Raw genomic sequence first — 18,496 nt, 5'->3', positions numbered from 1 at the left:
CCCACCCCGCTATTCGAGGCATTCGTGTCAAAAGGCATTCTCTGTTCGGTCATGGCCTCCTGCCTGTTCGCCGTGATGTACTTCTATACCTCCCTGCTCACTCCGCTCGATGGCGAAGAAATCTTTGGCTGGCGCACGCTGCTGACGCTGCCCTGCCTGACACTGTTCATGCTGGCCAGCAAAGACTGGAAACGGGTCGGTGACTTGCTCGCGCGCGTGCGCCAGACCCCAGCGCTGCTGCTGGGCATGGTGGGCACCTCATGGCTGATGGGCGTGCAACTGTGGCTGTTCCTCTGGGCGCCCCTGCACGGGCGTAGCCTTGAGGTGTCGATGGGCTACTTCCTGCTGCCGCTGGCGATGGTGCTGACGGGCCGCCTGGTGTACGGCGAGCGCCTGTCACGACTGCAAAAAGTGGCGGTGGCCTGCGCTGCGCTGGGCGTGGCGCACGAGCTTTACCAGCACGGCAGCTTCGCCTGGGAAACCATGCTGGTGATGATCGGCTACCCCGTCTACTTCGTGCTGCGCCGGCGCTGCCGCACCGACCACCTGGGCGGCTTGTGGTGCGACATGTGCCTGTTGCTGCCCTGGGCCCTGTACTTCGTCAGCCAAGGCCCGCTGTCCAGTGCTGACCTGGTTGCGCATCCTGGCCTGTACGGTCTGATTCCACTGCTTGGCGCGATCAGTGCCTCAGCCCTGATCGCCTATGTGCTGGCCAGCCGACTGCTGCCGTTCAGCCTGTTCGGCCTGCTCAGCTATGTCGAACCGGTGCTGCTGGTGGGCGTAGCGCTGCTGCTGGGCGAGACGATCGGCCCGGATCAGTGGCTGACTTACCTGCCGATCTGGGCCGCGGTCCTGGTGCTGGTGCTTGAGGGTTTCAAGCACCTGCTGCGCCAACGTCGCCGTTCGGTTTAAGGCGCACCTGGCGCACCCGCCGTTCTTCCACCGCCACCACCGTCATGCTCCAGCCGTTCCAGGCCAGGTGGTCACCGACCACCGGCAGGCGGTCGAGCAGGCTCATCACCAGGCCGGCAAGGGTCTGGTAATCTTCGGTCGCACGCGCGCTGAAGCCGGTGCGCGCCTGCACCTGGCTGAGGTTCAGCGCGCCGCTGACGACGAAGCCATCAGCGTCTTCGACGATCGCCGGGCCTTCCACCTCACTGGCATCCGGCAGCTCACCGGCGATCGACTCGAGAATGTCGGTCATGGTCAGCAGGCCGGTGAAGTCACCGAATTCGTTCACCACGAAGGCGATGTGCGTCGACTGGCTGCGCATCTGCTCCAGCGCGTTGAGGATGCTGAAGCTTTCCAGCAGGTTCAACGGCGCCCGGGCCATGCGCTCAAGGTCTGGCTGGTTGCCAGAGAGCAGCTCTTTGAGCAGTTCTTTCTTGTGCACAAAGCCCAGCGGCTCGTCGATGCGGCCGTCACGGATCAGCGGCAGGCGCGAGTAAGGTGAGTTGGCCAACGCCTCGGTAATCGTCGCCGCAGGCTGCGCCAGGTCGAGGACGTCGACTTCGGTACGGGCAGTCATCACCGTGCGGATCGGCCGCTCGGCCAGGTTCAGCACACCACTGATCATCACCCGTTCACGGCGGTCGAACAGCACATGTTCCTCACCGCCCGCGACCAGGTCAGCGATCTCCTCACCGACCTCGTCAGCCTCCACCCTGCGCCCGCCGAGCAGGCGCAGCACGGCGTGGGCGGTACGCTCACGCAGTGGCCGGTGCTGCTGCAGGCTTCGCTTGCGGCGAGCACGCGCCAGCTGGTTGAACAGCTCGATCAGGATCGAGAAACCAATGGCCGCATACAGATAGCCTTTGGGGATATGGAAGCCCAGGCCTTCGGCGGTCAGGCTGAAGCCGATCATCATCAAGAAGCCCAGGCACAGCATGATGACCGTCGGGTGGGCGTTGACGAAGCGGGTCAGCGGCTTGCTGGCGACGATCATGATGCCGATCGAGAAGATCACCGCGATCATCATCACCGACAGGTGTTCGACCATACCCACTGCAGTAATCACCGCGTCGAGCGAGAATACGGCGTCGAGCACCACGATCTGCGCCACGATGGGCCAGAACGCGGCATGGCGCACCGCGCCACTGGCTTGGGTGACATGGCCTTCGAGGCGTTCATGCAACTCCATGGTGGCCTTGAACAGCAGGAACACACCGCCGAACAGCATGATCAGGTCACGGCCGGAGAAGCTCTTGCCGAACACCTCGAACAACGGCGCGGTCAGGGTAACCATCCACGAGATACTGGCCAGCAGGCCCAGGCGCATGATCAGCGCCAGGCTCAGACCGATCACCCGCGCGCGATCGCGCTGATGCGGCGGCAGTTTGTCGGCCAGGATGGCGATGAACACCAGGTTGTCGATACCCAGCACCAGTTCGAGGACGATAAGCGTCAACAGGCCCAGCCAGGCCGTGGGGTCGGCTAGCCATTCCATTAGCGGGTACTCAAGAAAGAAGCGTCACGAAGACGGGTGAAGGATGGCCAGGACGGCCGAAAACTGGGGGGTTCCGCGAAGGTGCTCATGGGGACCTGGATAGAAGATAGGGAAAATAATCCTACAAGAGCGAAATATCATTCTGATAGCGCCAAACTATTACAAAACCTGTACGCGATTTGGCAATGGCCGCGTACGCACTACCAACATCTCGAGGAAATGGGCGGCATAGCATACCTCTGACGCCCATCCCCACTACGTGTTACTCCTGCATAAGGTTTGTTCAACCGCCCGTTGACGCCAGTTCAGCTCAAGGCATCACCGGCGGGACATACTGCAAGGTCGTCCCCAACGCCCAGAGCAACACCAGCACCAGCGGCACGTGCACCAGCAGTTGCACGAACGAAAAGCCGATCAGGTCACGCGCTTTCAGGCCCAGCACCCCGAGCAGCGGCAGCATGTAAAACGGGTTGATCAGGTTCGGCAGTGCCTCGGCGGCGTTGTAGATCTGCACTGCCCAGCCCAGGTGGTACTGCAGGTCATTGGCCACCAACATGACGTAGGGCGCTTCGATGATCCACTTGCCACCCCCCGAGGGGATGAAGAACCCCAGCACCGCCGAGTACACGCCCATGAGCACGGCATAGGTGTCATGGGTGGCGATCTGGGTGAAGAACAACGAGATGTGGTGGGCCAGGGTCTGCTCGTCGACTCCCTTCACCTGGGTGAGGATGGCGGCGATCGAGCCGTACAGCGGAAACTGGATCAACACCCCGGTGGTGGTCGGCACCGCACGCGCCACGGCGTCCAGGAAGCTGCGGGGGCGCCAGTGCAGCAAGGCGCCAAGCATGATGAACAGCAGGTTGTAGGTATTGAGCCCGGAGATTGCGGTAATGGCAGGCTTGGTGGCGAACTCTTGGTACAGCCAACCACCAGCCAGCGCCACCATCAGCAGGATCAGGATCGGGCTGTATTCCAGCCATTCACCCGGGCGCGTGCGCTGGGGTGCGGGCGGTGCGGTGAAGCTGGGGTCGACGCCGCACTCTTCGGCACTGCGCGCACTGTTCGGGCCAGGTGCGGTGGCGTAGGCGATCACCAACGAGACGATGACCAGCGCGGCCAGCAATACCCCGGACTGCCAGAGGAAGATGGTCTCGGTGAATGGGATCACGCCGGTTATCGACAAAATGGACGGCGGCAGGCTGGCCGGGTTGGCCTGCAACTGCGCCGCTGAAGATGACAGCCCCAGGGCCCAGACGGCCCCCAGGCCAAGGTACGCAGCAGCACCGGCGGCGCGGTAGTCCATCTTCAGGTCACCGCGCCGTGCCAGCGCGCGCACCAGCAGGCCACCGAACACCAGGGACAGGCCCCAGTTGAGCAAGGATGCCAGCATCGAGATCAGCGCCACCCAGCACACCGCCGAACGGCCGTTCTTCGGCACCCGCGCCAGGCGATCGATCAGCCGAGCGGCCGGGGGCGAGCTGGCCACCACATAGCCGCCGATGACCACGAAGGCCATTTGCATGGTGAACGGGATCAAGCTCCAGAAGCCATCGCCAAAGGCCTTGGCGGTATCGGTAGGTTTGGCGCCCATGGCCATGGCGCCAAGGCATACCAGCACCACTGCCAGGGCAGCGAACACCCAGGAATCGGGGAACCAGCGCTCGGCCCAGTTGGAGCACCGCAGGGCAAATCGGGCGGAGCGGCTGTCTTGGATTTCAGCGGCCACGGCAACTTCCTTTTATTGGTTTTATGGGGTGTAACGTTTCAGGCACAACGCACAAAACCCTGTGGCAGCAGCGCCACCGGCGAAAGCGTTGGTGCATTCACCACCGCATTCGCCGTTGCCGCCACTGCCACAGGGCTGGGCAGGTGTATCAGAAAGACATTTCCTTCACATCATCCGGCACGATCAGCTTGCCGGCGGTTTTCGCGACGATTTCTTCGACGCTCACCCCCGGTGCGGTTTCGCGCAGGATGAAGGCACCGTTTTCGATCTCCAGGTAGGCCAGGTCAGTGAGCACCTTGCGGATGCAGCCGGCGCCGGTCAGCGGCAGGCTGCAGCGTGGCAGCAGCTTGGATTCGCCGTCTTTCGAGGCGTGAGTCATGGTGACGATGATGTTCTCGGCCCCGGCGACCAGGTCCATCGCGCCGCCCATACCCTTGACCAGCTTGCCCGGGATCATCCACGAGGCGATATTGCCCTCGACATCCACTTCGAAGGCGCCGAGCACAGTGAGGTCGACATGGCCGCCACGGATCATGGCGAACGATTGTGCCGAATCGAAGATCGAGGCGCCGCGACGGGCGGTGACGGTCTGCTTGCCGGCATTGATCATGTCGGCGTCGATCGTGCTCTCGGTAGGGAATTCGCCCATCCCCAGCAGGCCATTTTCCGACTGCAGCATCACATCCATGTCAGCAGGGACGTAGTTGGCCACCAGGGTGGGGATGCCGATGCCGAGGTTGACGTAGAAGCCGTCCTGCAGTTCGCGTGCGACGCGTTGTGCCATCTGTTCGCGGGTCAGTGCCATGGTGAAAGTCTCTTTATTGTTCTGGAGGACGGCGCTCAGGCCTTGACGGTGCGCTTTTCGATGCGTTTTTCGAAGGTGCCGACGATGACCCGGTCGACGAAGATGCCAGGGGTATGGATCTCGCTGGGCAGCAGCACGCCTGGCTCGACGATTTCTTCGACTTCGACCACGGTGATCTTGCCGGCGGTGGCGGCCAGCGGGTTGAAGTTTTGCGCGGTGTTGCGGTAGACCACGTTGCCGTAGTGGTCGGCCTTCCAGCCTTTGACGATGGCGAAGTCACCGGTGATCGATTCTTCCAGGATGTAGTTGCGGCCCTTGAACTCGCGCACTTCCTTGCCCTCGGCAACTGGCGTGCCGTAGCCGGTTGCGGTGAAGAAGGCCGGGATGCCGGCGCCGCCAGCGCGCATTTTTTCGGCCAGGGTGCCTTGCGGGGTCAGTTCCACTTCCAGCTCGCCACTGAGCAACTGGCGCTCGAATTCGGCATTCTCGCCGACGTAGGAGGCAATCATCTTGCGGATCTGCCGCTCTTCCAGCAGTACGCCCAGGCCAAAGCCGTCGACGCCGCAGTTGTTGGAAACCACGGTGAGGCCCTTGACGCCACGGCGCTTGATTTCGGCAATGAGGTTTTCCGGGATGCCGCACAGGCCGAAGCCGCCGGCCAGTACCGTCATGTCGTCGGTCAGGCCTTCGAGGGCCTGTTCATAGGTTGCTACGCGCTTGTCCAGTCCGGCCATGCTGATCCGCCTTTTGTAGTTGTTGACCGACGAGGCTGTCGGTGAGCGTGTGCAGGCATCTTCACCGCTGGCGACTGATTTGTTAATTTTGTTTTCGTCATCGATTGATAACTTTTTCAAAACAGCCTGTGAGCCCGCCATGAACGTCAAGCAACTGCGCGCCTTCGTCGCCGTGGCCAAGTACCAGAGTTTTGCCCAGGCCGGCGAACACCTGCATGTCTCGCAACCGGCGCTGAGCCTTACCATCAAGGCACTGGAGGAGAACCTGGGTGGCGCCCTGCTCACCCGAACCACGCGCAGCGTCAGCCTGACCGCCGAAGGTGAGGTCCTGCTGCCACTGGCCCGGCGCCTGCTGGCCGACTGGGACGACACCGAGGAGATGCTGCGCCAGCGGTTCACCCTGCAATTGGGGCGGGTGTCGGTGGCGGCCATGCCGGCGTTTGCCGGCAACCTGCTGCCCCACTCACTCAAGGTGTTTCGCCAGCGTTACCCTAAGGTCAACGTCACGGTGCACGATGTGATCAACGAGCAGGTTCTGGAACTGGTGCGCCACCGCCGCGTCGAACTGGGCATCGGCTTCGAGCCGGAAAACACCGACGGCCTGCGCTTCCACCCGCTGTACCTGGACCGTTTCGTTGCCGTGGTGCCCACCGACTCCCCGTTGTCCGAGCTGGCCGAAGTCAGCTGGGCGCAGTTGCTGGGCGAAGATTTCATCGCCCTGCAGCGCCCTTCGGCCGTGCGCCTGCTGCTGGAGCAGAACGTGGCGGCACTGCATGGCAAGCTGGCGGTGGCGTTCGAAAGCCACCAGCTCTCGACCATTGGCCGCATGGTCGCCAGTGGGCTGGGCGTGAGCGCGGTGCCGGCGCTGTGCATCAACCAGATGCAGGAGCTCGGCGCGCGTTGCATTACCCTGGTAGAGCCCACTGTCGAACGGCGGATCGGCGTAATCGCCTTGAGCGACCATAAACTGTCCACTGCAGCGCAGGCGCTGCTTGAGGTACTGCTTTCCCATACCCAGATTCCGGAGGTGACATGCGTTACATGAAACTGGCAGGTTGCAACGTGCCGGCCATCGGCCAAGGCACCTGGTACATGGGCGAAGACCCGGCACGCAGGGCTGCTGAGGTTGCCGCCCTGCAACACGGCATCGACTTGGGTATGAACCTTATCGACACCGCCGAAATGTATGCCGAAGGTGGCGCCGAAGAAGTGGTCGGCCAGGCTATCGCCGGGCGGCGCGATCAAGTCTTTTTGGTCAGCAAGGTGTACCCGCACAATGCCAGCCGGCGCGGCGTACCCGCTGCCTGTGAACGCAGCCTTGCTCGCTTGGGCACCGATGTCATCGACCTGTACCTGCTGCACTGGCGCGGCCAGTACCCGCTGGAAGAAACCGTCGAGGCGTTCGAACGCTTGCGCGAACAGGGCAAGATTCGCCGCTGGGGTGTTTCCAACTTCGATGTCGACGACCTGATCGAGCTGGACCGCCCTGACTGTGGCACCAACCAGGTGCTGTACAACCCCGTGCAGCGTGGCATCGAGTTCGACCTGCTGCCCTGGAGCCGGCAACACGGGCTACCGACCATGGCCTACTGCCCATTGGCCCAGGCCGGCAAGCTGCTGCAGCATCCGTTATTGCAGGAGATTGCCGAGCGCCATGGGGCCACCCCGGCGCAGGTCTGCCTGGCCTGGGTGACGCGCGAGGACGGTGTCATCGCGATCCCCAAGGCGGTGTCGCCGGAGCACGTAAGGTTGAATGCGGCAGCCGCAGGCTTGACCTTGACCAGCGAGGACTTGCAAGCCATTGACCGGGCATTCCCGGCGCCCACACGCAAGCAGCACCTGGCAATGGTTTGACAGCTCGGCAACAACGGCGACTGGGGCTGCTGTGCAGCCCGTTCGCCGGTCGAATCAATGAAAGTCCCGGCTGCGTACGTCCAGCCCCTGCAGCAACACGCTGACATCCTCCAGCCGCCGTGCAATCAGGTGCCGCACCCCGTCCTGCTGTTCCAGGCGGCCATTCACCTTGAGCAATCGAGACCCGACCAGCGCACGCCGCTGCCGCTCGGCCAGCTCGCGCCAGACCACCACATTGACCATGCCGAATTCATCCTCAAGGGTCACGAAGGTCACCCCGCTGGCGGTCTGTGGCCGTTGCCGCCCCACCACCAGGCCGGTCACGGCGACTGCATCGCCATGCTCAACGCCCGCCAACTCATGCGAGCTGCGACAGCCCAGCGCCCGCAGACGCGGGCGCAGCAAGGTCAGCGGGTGAGGCCCCAGCGTGGTTCCCAAGGTGGCGTAGTCGGCCACCAGGTCTTCGCCCACGCTAGGCACAGGCAAGGCCACCGCGGCTTCGGGCGTTGCCTGAAGCTCGGCGAACAGGGGCAGTTGCGGCTGCACCGCCGCGACCTGCCAGCGCGCCTGGTAGCGGTCACGTGCCAAGGCGCGCAACGCACCGGCATCGGCCAGCCGGGCGCGGGCTCTGCTGTCGAGGCCGGCACGCAAGCACAGGTCCTCGACATCGCGCCACGGCCTGAGCGCCCGCGCCGCTTCGAGCCGGCGCGCGTCGGCTTCGGCGAAACCGCGGATTTGCCGCAACCCCAGGCGGATGGCAAGGACACCCTCGGTAACCGGTTCCAGCGTGCAATCCCAGTGGCTGTGGGCGACATCCACCGGCCGTACCTCGATCCCCTGACGGCGTGCCTCCTGCAACAGTTGGTCGGGGCTGTAGAAGCCCATCGGCCAGCTATTGACCAGCGCACAGGTGAAAATCGCCGGTTCATGGCATTTGAGCCAACTGCTGGCATAGCACAGCAAGGCGAAACTGGCGGCGTGCGACTCCGGGAAGCCATAACTGCCAAAGCCCTTGATCTGCTCGAATATGCGCTCGGCAAACGCCAGGTCGTAGCCGTTGCGCAGCATGCCTTGCACCAGCCGTTCGCGGTGTGGTTCCAGGCCGCCATGGCGCTTCCAGGCGGCCATGCTGCGGCGTAACTGGTCGGCCTCGCCCGGGCTGTAGTCTGCGGCCACCATGGCCAGCTCCATCACCTGCTCCTGAAACAGCGGCACACCCAAGGTACGCTCGAAGACTTCCTTGAGCTTGGGCGATGGGTAGGTCACCGGCTCCTGCTTCAAACGCCTACGCAAGTAGGGGTGCACCATGTCGCCCTGAATCGGCCCCGGGCGCACGATCGCGACTTCGATCACCAGGTCATAGAAGGTGCTGGGCTTGAGCCGTGGCAGCATGGCCATCTGAGCGCGTGATTCGATCTGGAACACGCCCATTGTCTCGGCGCGGCTGATCATCGCGTAGGTGGCCGGGTCTTCGGGAGGGATCGTCGCCAAGGTCAGGTGCCGCCCCCGGTGCTGCTGCAGCAGGTCGAAACAGCGGCGCAAGGCACTGAGCATACCCAGGGCGAGCACATCGACCTTGAGCAGGCCGACCATGTCCAGATCGTCCTTGTCCCACTGGATGACCGTGCGCTCAGCCATGGTGGCGTTCTCGACCGGCACCAGGTGGTCCAGCGGTTGCTCGGAAATGACGAAACCGCCTGGATGCTGAGACAGATGGCGGGGGAAGCCTATCAGCTGCCCGGCCAGCACCAGAATGCGCCGCAGCGAGGGGCTGCCGGGTTCGAAGCCGGCCTCGGCCAGGCGTTGCTCGTCCGGAATGCGGTCGGTCCAGCGGCCACAGCACTTGGCCAGGGCATCGACCTGGTCGGCAGGCAACCCCAGCACACGGGCGACATCACGCACCGCGCCGGCAGCATGATAGGTGTTGACCACCGCAGTGAGCGCTGCGCGGTGCCGGCCATAACGGCGAAAAACGTACTGGATCACTTCTTCGCGACGGTCGTGCTCGAAGTCGACGTCGATGTCCGGTGGCTCGTTGCGCTCGCGTGACAGGAAACGTTCGAACAGCAGCCGGTGCTTCATTGGGTCGAGCTCGGTGATGCCCAGCACGAAACACACCACAGAGTTGGCCGCCGAACCGCGGCCCTGGCAAAGAATGTGCTGGCTGCGGGCAAAGGCCACGATATCGTGCACAGTCAAAAAGTAGCTTTCGTAGCCAAGCTCAGCGATCAGCGCCAGCTCCTTGGCCAGCACCTCGCGCACCTTGTCGCTCGCCCCCGCCGGCCAGCGGTGGGCCAGCCCACCCTCGCACAGCTGGCGCAACCAGCTGGCCGCGGTATGCCCCTCGGGCACCAGCTCACGCGGGTACTGGTAGCGCAATTGGCCCAGGTCGAACTGACAGCGTTCGGCAATGCAGAGCGTTTCGCTCAGCAGGTCGGCCGGATAGAGTTCGGCCAGTTGCTCCAGCGTGCGCAGGTGACGCTCGCCGTTGGCAAACAGATACCGCCCTGCCTGGGCGACGGTGCAACGCTGGCCGATAGCGGTCATGCAATCCTGCAAGGCCCGCCGGCCGCGGACATGCATGTGTACGTCACCACAGGCCACGGCGCGAATGCCCAGTTGCCCGGCCAGGCCACGCAGCTGGGCCAGGCGGCGCTCGTCATCACTGCCACGGTGCAGGTGCACACCCAGCCAGAGGCGCTCGCCGAACATGCCCTGCAACCATTGACCGGTTGCCAGGTCGCTGGAGTCCTCGGCAAGCCATAACGCCAGCAACCCTTGATGCAGCTCGCGCAAGTCGTCATGCAACAACTGATAGTCGCCCTTCTCCGCTCGCCGACGCGCACGGGTGATCAAGGCGCACAGGTTCTGGTAACCACCCAGGTCCTGGACCAGCAACACCAGCTTCGGGCCATCCTGCACGCGCACTTCACTGCCGACTATCAAGCGTATCTGCTGTGCTTTGGCAGCCTGCCAGGCACGCACGATGCCGGCCAGGGTGCACTCATCGGTAATCGCCAAGGCCTGGTAACCCTGCTCCCGCGCTCGGCGCAGCAGTTCTTCGGCGCTGGATGCGCCGCGCTGGAAGCTGAAGTTGGACAGGCAATGCAGTTCGGCGTAACCCGGCGCGCTCATGCGAACCAGCCTTGCAGCCACAGGGCTCCGGGCTGGGCCAGGTCGCGATAGGCCCAGCCGCGCAGGCCTTCACGCGTTTCGATGCGGTAATAGTCGCGGCGCACATCACCGCCATCCCACCAGCCCGACTCGATACGCTCAGCCTGCCCCAGCAACCTGTGAACGCTGGGGTCCAGTGCCAGTGGCTGGGGCAACAACCAGCCTGGGCGGCTCCCGGGCAAGGTGGGCAGGCTGCCCTGCCCGCCATACTCGGCGGCCTGCCAGGCACATTCGGGGCGGTGGTCGGCTTCAGCGCGCAGGCCCGTGACCGCGTCGTCGCCCAGCCGGGCACGCAAGCGCTCACGCAGTTGCTCCCAGGGTTGGGCCTGCTGGGCCCGTGGGTCGAACAACGCGTGGTGCTGGGGCACGAAAGCCGGCAAGTCATCGGCCACCAGGCGCAGATTACGCACCGGTGCCGGGATGCGCAGCGGCTCCAGGCGCCCGCGCGCCAGTTCGAAGAGCATTGCCGCATCACGTTCTGCCGCCAGCAGGCCGACCTGCAGTGGCGTGTCCGGCCCCTCGGCGTGCTCCAGGTACAGGCTGAACCGCTGTACCCCGCAGTCTCGCCCGGCCAGGAAGGCGGCCAGGTCGTTGAGCATGCGCCGCAACGGGAACAGCAACGCCTGGTGCGATTCCACGTCGAAGTTGAGCTCCAGCCGCGTTTCGAAGCGGTCCGGCGGCTGATAGAAGCTCAAGCCGAGCGTACGCAGCCCCAGCAACTGGTCCAGGTGCAACTGGACCTGGGCACCGAAGCGTCTGGCCAGGGCATCACGCGGCAAGGCCAATACCTGGTCAAGCTGATGCAGCCCCATGCTGGCGAACGCTTCAGCGGCGTCCTGTGGCAACCCCACCCGCGCAATGGGCATGCGCGCCAGCGCTGCGCGGGTTGCTTGCGGGCAGCTCAATGCCAGGCCGTCATGACCATTGGCAAGCATGCGCGCCGCCACCGGGTTGGTGGCCAGGACAATCCGCTGACGCAGCCCGAGGGCTGCGAGCTCCTCGCGCAGACGCGCCTCGAACACGGGCCATGGGCCAAACAGTTGCAGGCTGGAGCCCACTTCCAGCAACACGGCACGCGGGTAATGCAAGCTGACCTGGGCACTGAAGCGGTACGCCCAGGCCGCCAGCAATTGCTGCAGTTGCTCGATGCGCGCCGCGTCTGCTTCAACGCAGGTGAAACCGTCGGCCAAGGCGCGGGCGGCGGTGAGGGTTAGCCCAGCACGCAGACCGAGCGCTGCCGCAGCAGGGTTCACCGCTTGCAACACACGCCGTTGTACCGGCCCGCCGATCAGCACCAGGGGCGCATCGGCGTCATCACGTTCACGCAGGATCGAGTCCAGCGCCAATTGCGGCAGTAGGATGCAGGCCCAGAGCATGTTGCATCATCCCTGCCAGGCACAGGGGATGGCTGCAGCCGGCGGCAAGCCACCGCGGCACTTGAGCACACGCCATTGCGCGGGCCGCGCGTCGATGGCGATGCGTACCGCGGCCGGGGATGGATTGTGCGCAGCCTGCTGCGGCCGGCAGGCAAAAGCCAGCGCCTGCCCGGTTTCTGCCGCCACCTGCAGGCGGCGCAACGCACGGTCATCGGCTCGCTCCGGCCAGCACAGTACTGCGGCGCAACTGCCAGAGCGCAGGCACTGCTCGGCAGCCCAGAGGGCATCAGCCTGCTGGGCATCGACCTGGACCAGCCAGCGCAAGTCCACCCCGGCCGCTTGCCATGCCGGTGCGTAAGGGATAAAGGGAGGCGCCACCAGCACCACTCGCCCGCCATCGGCGGTCAGCCGGGCCAATGAGGGCCACAAGAGTTGCAGTTCGCCACATCCAGGGCTGGCCAACAGCAACTCGCTCAGCGCAGCTGCGGGCCAGCCACCCTCCGGCAGCCGTTGATCAAGCGCCGCATGGCCGGTGGGCTGCAACCCGGCCGGCCGGACCCGCGCCTGCCGGCCGCGCCAGACCTGGCGCTGGTCCAGCAAGCGGTCAAGGTCGACCACCGCGCCCATCAGTCGCGCCTCAACAGGCCGCAGAACACGCCTTCGATGAAGAATTCGCGCTCAGGCCCGACATCGATCGGCGCATAGGCAGGGTTGCGTGGCAGCAGCCGGTAGCCGCCGGGTTGGCGTTGCAGGCGTTTGATGGTGACCTCGCCGTCGAGGCGGGCGACCACGATCTGGCCATCGCGGGCCTCACCTTGCTGGCGAATACCCACCAGGTCACCGTCGAAGATGCCGTCATCGATCATCGAGTCGCCGCGCACTTTGAGCAGGTAGTCCGGTGTACGCCGGAACAGGCTGGGGTCAATCAGCAACTGCTCGTGAATGCCCAGGTCGGGGCCGATCGGCGCGCCTGCAGCCACCTGGCCCAGCACGGGCACTTCGAGAATTTCCGGGCGGCGCAAGGGTGCGGCCAGGCGGATGCCACGTGCCTGATTGGGCGTGACGTCGATGTAGCCGGCCTGGCACAGGGCAGTGATGTGCTTGCGCGCAACACTGCGGGAGGCGAAGCCGAAACGCTGGGCGATGTCGGCAAGGCTCGGCGGCTGGCCATGATCGGTGATGCGTTCACGGATGAAGTCGAGGATTGCGCGGCGTTTGGGGGTAAGATTGTCCATGGAGCACATTTGTACTCTTTTCAGCGAAGACTGAACAGCCCCCTTCGTCGCTGGGTTTGGTTATGATGCCCCGACGTGTGTTTTCTACTGCCTGGATGCCTGATGCTGACTGTACTGCTGTTCGACCTCGACGGAACCCTCACCGACACCGACACCCTGCATTTGCAGGCTTTCCGTCAGTTGTTGCGCGACCATGATGGCCGTGAGCTGACCCAGGCCCAGTTCGATGCCCAGATCAGCGGCCGGGCCAATGGGCCCTTGTTCGCCGAGCTGTTCCCAAACGCCGGCGCGCAGGAATGCCTGGCGCTGGCTGATCGCAAGGAAGCGCTGTTCCGCGAGCTGGCCCCTGCCCTTGAACCCATGCCGGGGCTGCTGCGCCTGCTGGACTATGCCCGGGCACGCTGTATCGGCATGTGCGTGGTGACCAACGCACCGCGGCTCAATGCCGAGCACATGCTCACTGCCATGGGCCTTGGCGCACATTTCGAGCATGTGCTGGTGGCCGAGGAGCTGGCACGGCCCAAGCCTGATCCGTTGCCGTACCTGACCGGCTTGCAGCGCCTGGGGGCAACGGCCGGGGAGGCGCTGGCGTTCGAGGATTCGTTGCCAGGTGTGAAAGCGGCGAGCGGCGCCGGGATCTTTACCGTGGGGGTTGCCACGACACAGACAGCAGAACGGCTGATGGCTGCGGGGGCCAGGCTTGTGGTGGATGATTTTGACGATCCGCGGTTGTGGGAAGTGATAGAAGCGATGCAGTGCAGCGCTTGAGCTTCATGCTGTGACTGGACTTGCCGGGCCCTGACCACTCGTCGCGAGCACAGGGCCTGCTGTCGATCTCATCCCTGCCCGCTCGACCACACTTGAACCCCACGTGTGGAGTCATCCCCATGAACCCTCAAAAGCCCGACATCGTCTCGCGCAGCCAATGGTTGGCCGCCCGCCGTCAGCTATGGCTGCATGAAAAAGCCTTTACCCACCAGCGCGACGAACTGGCCGCCGCCCGCCGCGCCCTGCCCTGGGTCAAACTGGAACAGCCCTACCGTTTTCAAGGCCCGCACGGCGAGCTGAGTTTAGGCGACCTGTTCGCCGGGCGCAGTCAGTTGCTGGTCTACCACTTCATGTTCGCCGAAGGCTGGAGCGAAGGCTGCCCCGGCTGCTCGTTCCTCGCCGACCATTTCGACGGCGCCAACCTGCACCTGGCGCATCACGATGTTTCGCTGGTCGCCGCTTCGCGTGCGCCCCGCGCTGAGTTCCAGGCATTTGCCCAGCGCATGGGCTGGCGCTTTCCCTGGTACTCGTCAAACGGCAGCAGTTTCAATGAAGATTTCGGCGTCAGTGTCGCCACGGACGGCAACAGCCACTACAACTACGAACCCTACACCGGCAACGACAGCGAGCTGCCTGGGTTGAGCGCCTTCTACCGGGACCAGGACGGCAGCGTCTTTCATACCTACTCAACCTATGCGCGCGGGCTCGACATCCTGGTCAATACCTACAATTTCCTCGACATTGCGCCATTGGGGCGCAACGAGGAAGGCACCATGGACTGGGTGCGGCATCACGATCGCTACGAAAGCCAGCCCGGCAAACCGCATTGCTGCCATGACTGAACAGGCCACAGCGCCGCCTGCGCCATGGCTGAGCCAGCCGGGCGGCGCAATGGCAGCGGTTCGGCAGAATACGGCCATACTTGAGCCCGTCGCCCTCGCATTACAGGCCCCCCATGCTCAAGCGCTTGCCCATGTTCCACCTACGCACCCTGGTCGTTGGCATTGTCATGCTGGCGTGCCTGGCAACCCTGTGCAACACCCTCGCGGTCGCCTACCGGGTACAGCACCGCGCCTTGGTCGACCTTGAGCTGAAGGCCAACCAAGCCTATGCGAGCAAACTGGCATCGGATATCGACGAGTTCCTGCGCTCGGCCCGCAACCACCTGTCCTACAGTGCCGGGCAACTGGGCGGCGGCCTGGACGACCTGGCGGCGCTGCAAAGTGAAGCCGAGCGGCTGCAGGTGCAGGACAAGGACTTCAACTCCATCGTCATCGTCAACGCCCAAGGCCAGGTGCTGGTGGCGCATCCGGACATAGAACAGGTCACCAGCCACCACCAGCACTCCAGCGAAATCCGCCAAGCCGTGCAAGCCCGCCAGCCGTGGGTCAGTTCCGCCTACACCTCGCGCGGGGGCGATTTGGTGATCTTCGTTTCGCAGCCGATCTTTGCCGCCGATGGCCGCTACCTGGGCATTGTCGGCGGTTCGGTGTTTCTCAAGAAAGAAAGCGCATTGCATACGTTGATCGGCCTGCACTACCAACAGGACGGCACCTTCGCCTTCGTCGCCGACGCCAACCTACGCCTGCTGCACCACCCCGAGCATGCGCGCATTGGCACCCAGGTCAGCGACAGCCCAACGATCAGCGCGGCGCTGCGTGGCCAGACAGGCACCCTCGAAGTGCCCAACTCTGCCGGCGTTCCCATGCTTGCGGGCTTTGCCCCGGTGCCTGAAGCGCACTGGGCAGTGGTGGTGCAGACACCGCGGGACCTGGCCTTGGCGCCCCTGGGCGAAATGACCCGCAAGGTGCTGCTCTATATCCTGCCGGTCAGCATCATCGGCTTGCTGTTGATGCTCTGGATGACCTACCGCCTGACCTTGCCGTTACGCCAACTGGCACACAGCGCCAGCCACCTGTCCGCCACCCAGACCGGCGATCAGCTGCGCCGTATCGATGCGTGGTACGTGGAGGTCGCAGCCATCCGCCGCGCCTTGCTGACAGGCGAGCAATTGTTGCAGGAAAAATTCGGCAAGCTGCGCCAACAGGCTCAGAGTGATGCCCTGACCGGCCTTGCCAACCGGCGTGCCATGCAACTGACGCTGGACGCCTTGATGCAGAGCCCAAGAGCATTCGCCGTGCTGGCCCTGGACATCGACCATTTCAAACAGGTCAACGATACCTTTGGCCACGATGCGGGCGATGAGGTGCTCAAACACCTCGCCGAGCTGTTGCGCCATAATTCACGCCACGACGACCTGCCCTGCCGGGTCGGCGGTGAGGAATTCACCATGCTGCTCCCGGACACTGGCCTGGCCGATGCCCGGCGCATTGCCGAACGCATACGCGCCGCGGTCGAACAGGCCGATGCACCGCATGTGGGCAAACTCAGCGTGTCGATTGGCGTGGCCTGCCGCCGGCCCGATACGCATCAGGCCGACAGCGTGCTCAAGCAAGCCGACGAGCAGTTGTACAAAGCCAAACACAACGGCCGCAACCGCATCGAAGTGCTTGACCTCAGCCCCTCACCCCCAGCATCCCCCGCTCGACGATGAAGTCGATCACCGCCTGCAGGCCCTCGCCTTTCTTCAGGTTGCTGAACGTCCACGGGCGCTCCGGGCGCATACGCTGGGTATCACGCTCCATCACCTCCAGCGAGGCACCGACGTAGGGCGCGAGGTCGGTCTTGTTGATCACCAGAAAATCGGACTTGGTGATGCCAGGCCCGCCCTTGCGCGGGATTTTTTCGCCTTCGGCCACATCGATCACGTAGATGGTCAGGTCGGCCAGCTCAGGGCTGAAGGTGGCGCTGAGGTTGTCGCCACCGCTTTCCACGAAGATGACTTCAAGGTTGCCGAACTTGCGCGCCAACGCTTCCACGGCAGCCAGGTTCATCGAGGCATCCTCGCGGATGGCGGTGTGCGGGCAGCCACCGGTTTCGACGCCGACGATGCGCTCGGGCTCCAGCGCGCCGGCCTCGGTAAGGATGCGCTGGTCTTCCTTGGTGTAGATATCGTTGGTGACCACGGCGATCTGGTAGTGGTCGCGCATGGCTTTGCACAAGCATTCGAGCAGCGCGGTCTTGCCAGAGCCGACCGGGCCGCCGACACCGACGCGCAGGGGTTGCTGATAGCTTTGCATTAAGGCAGTCCTCAGGAACGGAATAAACGGGTGTATTGGGTTTCGTGACGCGATGATGCAATGGCCAGCAGCGGCAAGCCGCCACCGAGCTGGTCGTCACCAAGCGCCAGGGCTTGGTCGATGATGCCGGGCAGTGTCTCACCCAGGTCGCGCAGCAGGGTCTGGGCCGCCTGCTGGCCGAACGGCACCAGTTTGACCCCAGCCATGACCGCGCCCTCCAACCAGGCGAAGGCATGCCCAAGGGCAAGCTGGCGCAACGGGATCGACCAGTGCACGGCCAGCCAGGCCATGCCGCCCAACTGGCTGAGTTCCAGGCTTGGGCGCCAGACCGGGGCCTGGCCCAACTGCCAACCATCGAGCAAGCGCGCCAGCGCCGCGCCCCGCTGCTGCTCTTCAAGGCGCAGCTCGGCGGTTTCGCGGTTGGCCAGCAGAAAGCGGCTCCAGCGCGCAAACGCGCCAGCATCATCGGCCTGGCACGCGTGGTACAGGCGCGCCAGGACCGGCCAGTCCAGGTAAGCGAGGGTGTCGTGCATCTGCTCGCACTGCCAGGCGCTGAAGCTTTTGATGTCTCGCACCCACCCCGCCTCAACGGCCCACTCAAGGCCTTGCGAGTAGGTGAAGCCCCCCACCGGCAAGCCGGGGCTGGCCAGCTGCAGCAGGCGCAGCAATGCCAGGTCGCTGTTCATCAACCGGCCAGCACCACTGCGGCGCCGGCAAGCATGCCGCCACCAAAGGCTTTCTGCAGCGCGCTATGGCGGCGCAGCAGGCAACCGACTGCGAAGCCCACGACCAGCAGCAAGCCGCTGACGGTGACGAAACCGGCGCTGAACAGCCAGAAGGCGCTGGGCGTGGCCTCAACGCCATGGGCCCAGCCATGGAACAGGGCAAACACAGGCATGGCCAGCGCCAGCAGCAACTGGCGGCTAGGCAGCAGTACGGCGACGCCTGCCACCAGCACCGACACGGCGATCATGGTCTCCATGCCCAGCACATCACCGAACAGGTGGCCACACACGGCGCCAGCGAACATCGCCGTCAAGGTTGCCAGCGGCAAGGCCAGGTTGCGTCGAGTCAAGGCCGCCAGCACACCGGTACCCAACAGCATCAACAGGTGATCGAGGCCGGTCAGCGGATGCAGCAGGCCATCGTGCAGCGGATTGCTGTCATGGCCCGGGTGGGCGAAGGCCGGCAGAGCAACCAGCAGCAGCGCAAGGGCAAGCGTTTTTTTCATTGTG

Annotated in this window: 17 protein-coding genes; 6 read left to right on the top strand and 11 right to left on the bottom strand. The window is 64.4% G+C overall.

Translation table 11 applies throughout. From position 1 onward, the window contains the following. Positions 1–24: 24 nt before the first annotated feature. Entirely contained in the window at positions 25–912 is an 888-nt protein-coding gene (rarD, locus tag ABRP30_RS11640) for an EamA family transporter RarD (protein ID WP_241805760.1), read from the top strand. Here rarD and ABRP30_RS11635 read toward each other — a convergent pair. The 4 genes from ABRP30_RS11635 to ABRP30_RS11620 all read right to left on the bottom strand — a co-directional run bounded on the left by ABRP30_RS11635 (position 875) and on the right by ABRP30_RS11620 (position 5,714). Next, positions 875–2,446, bottom strand: a complete 1,572-nt coding sequence (locus ABRP30_RS11635) for a TerC family protein (protein ID WP_241805761.1) — start codon at positions 2,444–2,446, stop codon at positions 875–877. The genes rarD and ABRP30_RS11635 overlap by 38 nt on opposite strands. A gap of 310 nt (positions 2,447–2,756) precedes the next feature. Beyond that, positions 2,757–4,175 carry a TIGR00366 family protein gene (locus ABRP30_RS11630; protein ID WP_349974228.1) on the bottom strand — a complete coding sequence of 473 codons (1,419 nt, stop codon included), beginning with the start codon at positions 4,173–4,175 and terminating at the stop codon, positions 2,757–2,759. Between the two features lie 148 nt (positions 4,176–4,323). Then, a complete protein-coding gene (locus ABRP30_RS11625; protein WP_241805763.1) occupies positions 4,324–4,980 on the bottom strand; it encodes a CoA transferase subunit B in 657 nt (218 codons plus the stop codon). A 35-nt stretch (positions 4,981–5,015) separates the two neighbouring features. Continuing rightward, positions 5,016–5,714 carry a CoA transferase subunit A gene (locus ABRP30_RS11620; protein ID WP_241805764.1) on the bottom strand — a complete coding sequence of 233 codons (699 nt, stop codon included), beginning with the start codon at positions 5,712–5,714 and terminating at the stop codon, positions 5,016–5,018. A gap of 139 nt (positions 5,715–5,853) precedes the next feature. Between ABRP30_RS11620 and ABRP30_RS11615 the strand changes: the two genes are divergently transcribed. Then, positions 5,854–6,759, top strand: a complete 906-nt coding sequence (locus tag ABRP30_RS11615; protein ID WP_349974229.1) for a LysR family transcriptional regulator — start codon at positions 5,854–5,856, stop codon at positions 6,757–6,759. Further along, on the top strand, positions 6,747–7,568 hold the full coding sequence (locus ABRP30_RS11610; RefSeq protein ID WP_267823422.1) for an aldo/keto reductase: 822 nt from the start codon (positions 6,747–6,749) through the stop codon (positions 7,566–7,568). Before ABRP30_RS11615 ends, ABRP30_RS11610 begins: the two co-directional genes overlap by 13 nt. Before the next feature lie 54 nt (positions 7,569–7,622). Here the strand turns inward: ABRP30_RS11610 and ABRP30_RS11605 are convergent, their stop codons facing one another. The 4 genes from ABRP30_RS11605 to lexA are packed head-to-tail and all read right to left on the bottom strand — an operon-like array spanning position 7,623 to position 13,362. Beyond that, positions 7,623–10,703 (bottom strand): error-prone DNA polymerase, encoded by a 3,081-nt coding sequence (locus tag ABRP30_RS11605; RefSeq protein ID WP_349974230.1) that lies wholly within the window; start codon positions 10,701–10,703, stop codon positions 7,623–7,625. Next, complete coding sequence (locus tag ABRP30_RS11600) at positions 10,700–12,118, bottom strand: DNA polymerase Y family protein (RefSeq protein ID WP_349974231.1); 1,419 nt, start codon at positions 12,116–12,118, stop codon at positions 10,700–10,702. The genes ABRP30_RS11605 and ABRP30_RS11600 overlap by 4 nt, the downstream gene beginning before the upstream one ends. A 6-nt stretch (positions 12,119–12,124) precedes the next feature. Further along, positions 12,125–12,745 (bottom strand): translesion DNA synthesis-associated protein ImuA, encoded by a 621-nt coding sequence (gene imuA, locus ABRP30_RS11595; RefSeq protein ID WP_267823417.1) that lies wholly within the window; start codon positions 12,743–12,745, stop codon positions 12,125–12,127. Beyond that, entirely contained in the window at positions 12,745–13,362 is a 618-nt protein-coding gene (gene lexA / locus ABRP30_RS11590; protein ID WP_241805770.1) for a transcriptional repressor LexA, read from the bottom strand. The genes imuA and lexA overlap by 1 nt, the downstream gene beginning before the upstream one ends. Before the next feature lie 93 nt (positions 13,363–13,455). Here lexA and ABRP30_RS11585 point away from each other — a divergent pair, with 93 nt between their 5' ends. The 3 genes from ABRP30_RS11585 (at position 13,456) to ABRP30_RS11575 (ending at position 16,675) form a co-directional block, all read left to right on the top strand. Next, entirely contained in the window at positions 13,456–14,121 is a 666-nt protein-coding gene (locus ABRP30_RS11585; protein WP_349974232.1) for an HAD-IA family hydrolase, read from the top strand. Between the two features lie 119 nt (positions 14,122–14,240). Next, entirely contained in the window at positions 14,241–14,963 is a 723-nt protein-coding gene (locus ABRP30_RS11580; protein WP_349974233.1) for a thioredoxin family protein, read from the top strand. A 131-nt stretch (positions 14,964–15,094) separates the two neighbouring features. Then, positions 15,095–16,675, top strand: a complete 1,581-nt coding sequence (locus tag ABRP30_RS11575; RefSeq protein WP_349974234.1) for a sensor domain-containing diguanylate cyclase — start codon at positions 15,095–15,097, stop codon at positions 16,673–16,675. Here the strand turns inward: ABRP30_RS11575 and ureG are convergent. From ureG to ABRP30_RS11560, 3 genes are read right to left on the bottom strand one after another with little or no spacing between them, the layout of a single operon-like run. Further along, on the bottom strand, positions 16,638–17,261 hold the full coding sequence (gene ureG / locus ABRP30_RS11570) for an urease accessory protein UreG (RefSeq protein ID WP_119688944.1): 624 nt from the start codon (positions 17,259–17,261) through the stop codon (positions 16,638–16,640). The two genes, ABRP30_RS11575 and ureG, sit on opposite strands and share 38 nt — an antisense overlap. An 11-nt stretch (positions 17,262–17,272) precedes the next feature. After that, on the bottom strand, positions 17,273–17,947 hold the full coding sequence (locus ABRP30_RS11565) for an urease accessory UreF family protein (protein WP_349974235.1): 675 nt from the start codon (positions 17,945–17,947) through the stop codon (positions 17,273–17,275). Continuing rightward, positions 17,947–18,492, bottom strand: coding sequence for a HupE/UreJ family protein (locus ABRP30_RS11560; protein ID WP_267823406.1), 546 nt, complete (start codon positions 18,490–18,492; stop codon positions 17,947–17,949). The genes ABRP30_RS11565 and ABRP30_RS11560 overlap by 1 nt, the downstream gene beginning before the upstream one ends. Positions 18,493–18,496: the final 4 nt, after the last annotated feature.

Origin of the sequence: Pseudomonas sp. WHRI 8519 (assembly GCF_040224055.2) — a bacterium.
Lineage (GTDB): Bacteria > Pseudomonadota > Gammaproteobacteria > Pseudomonadales > Pseudomonadaceae > Aquipseudomonas > Aquipseudomonas putida_X.
This window is presented reverse-complemented; position numbering and strand designations above follow the sequence as displayed.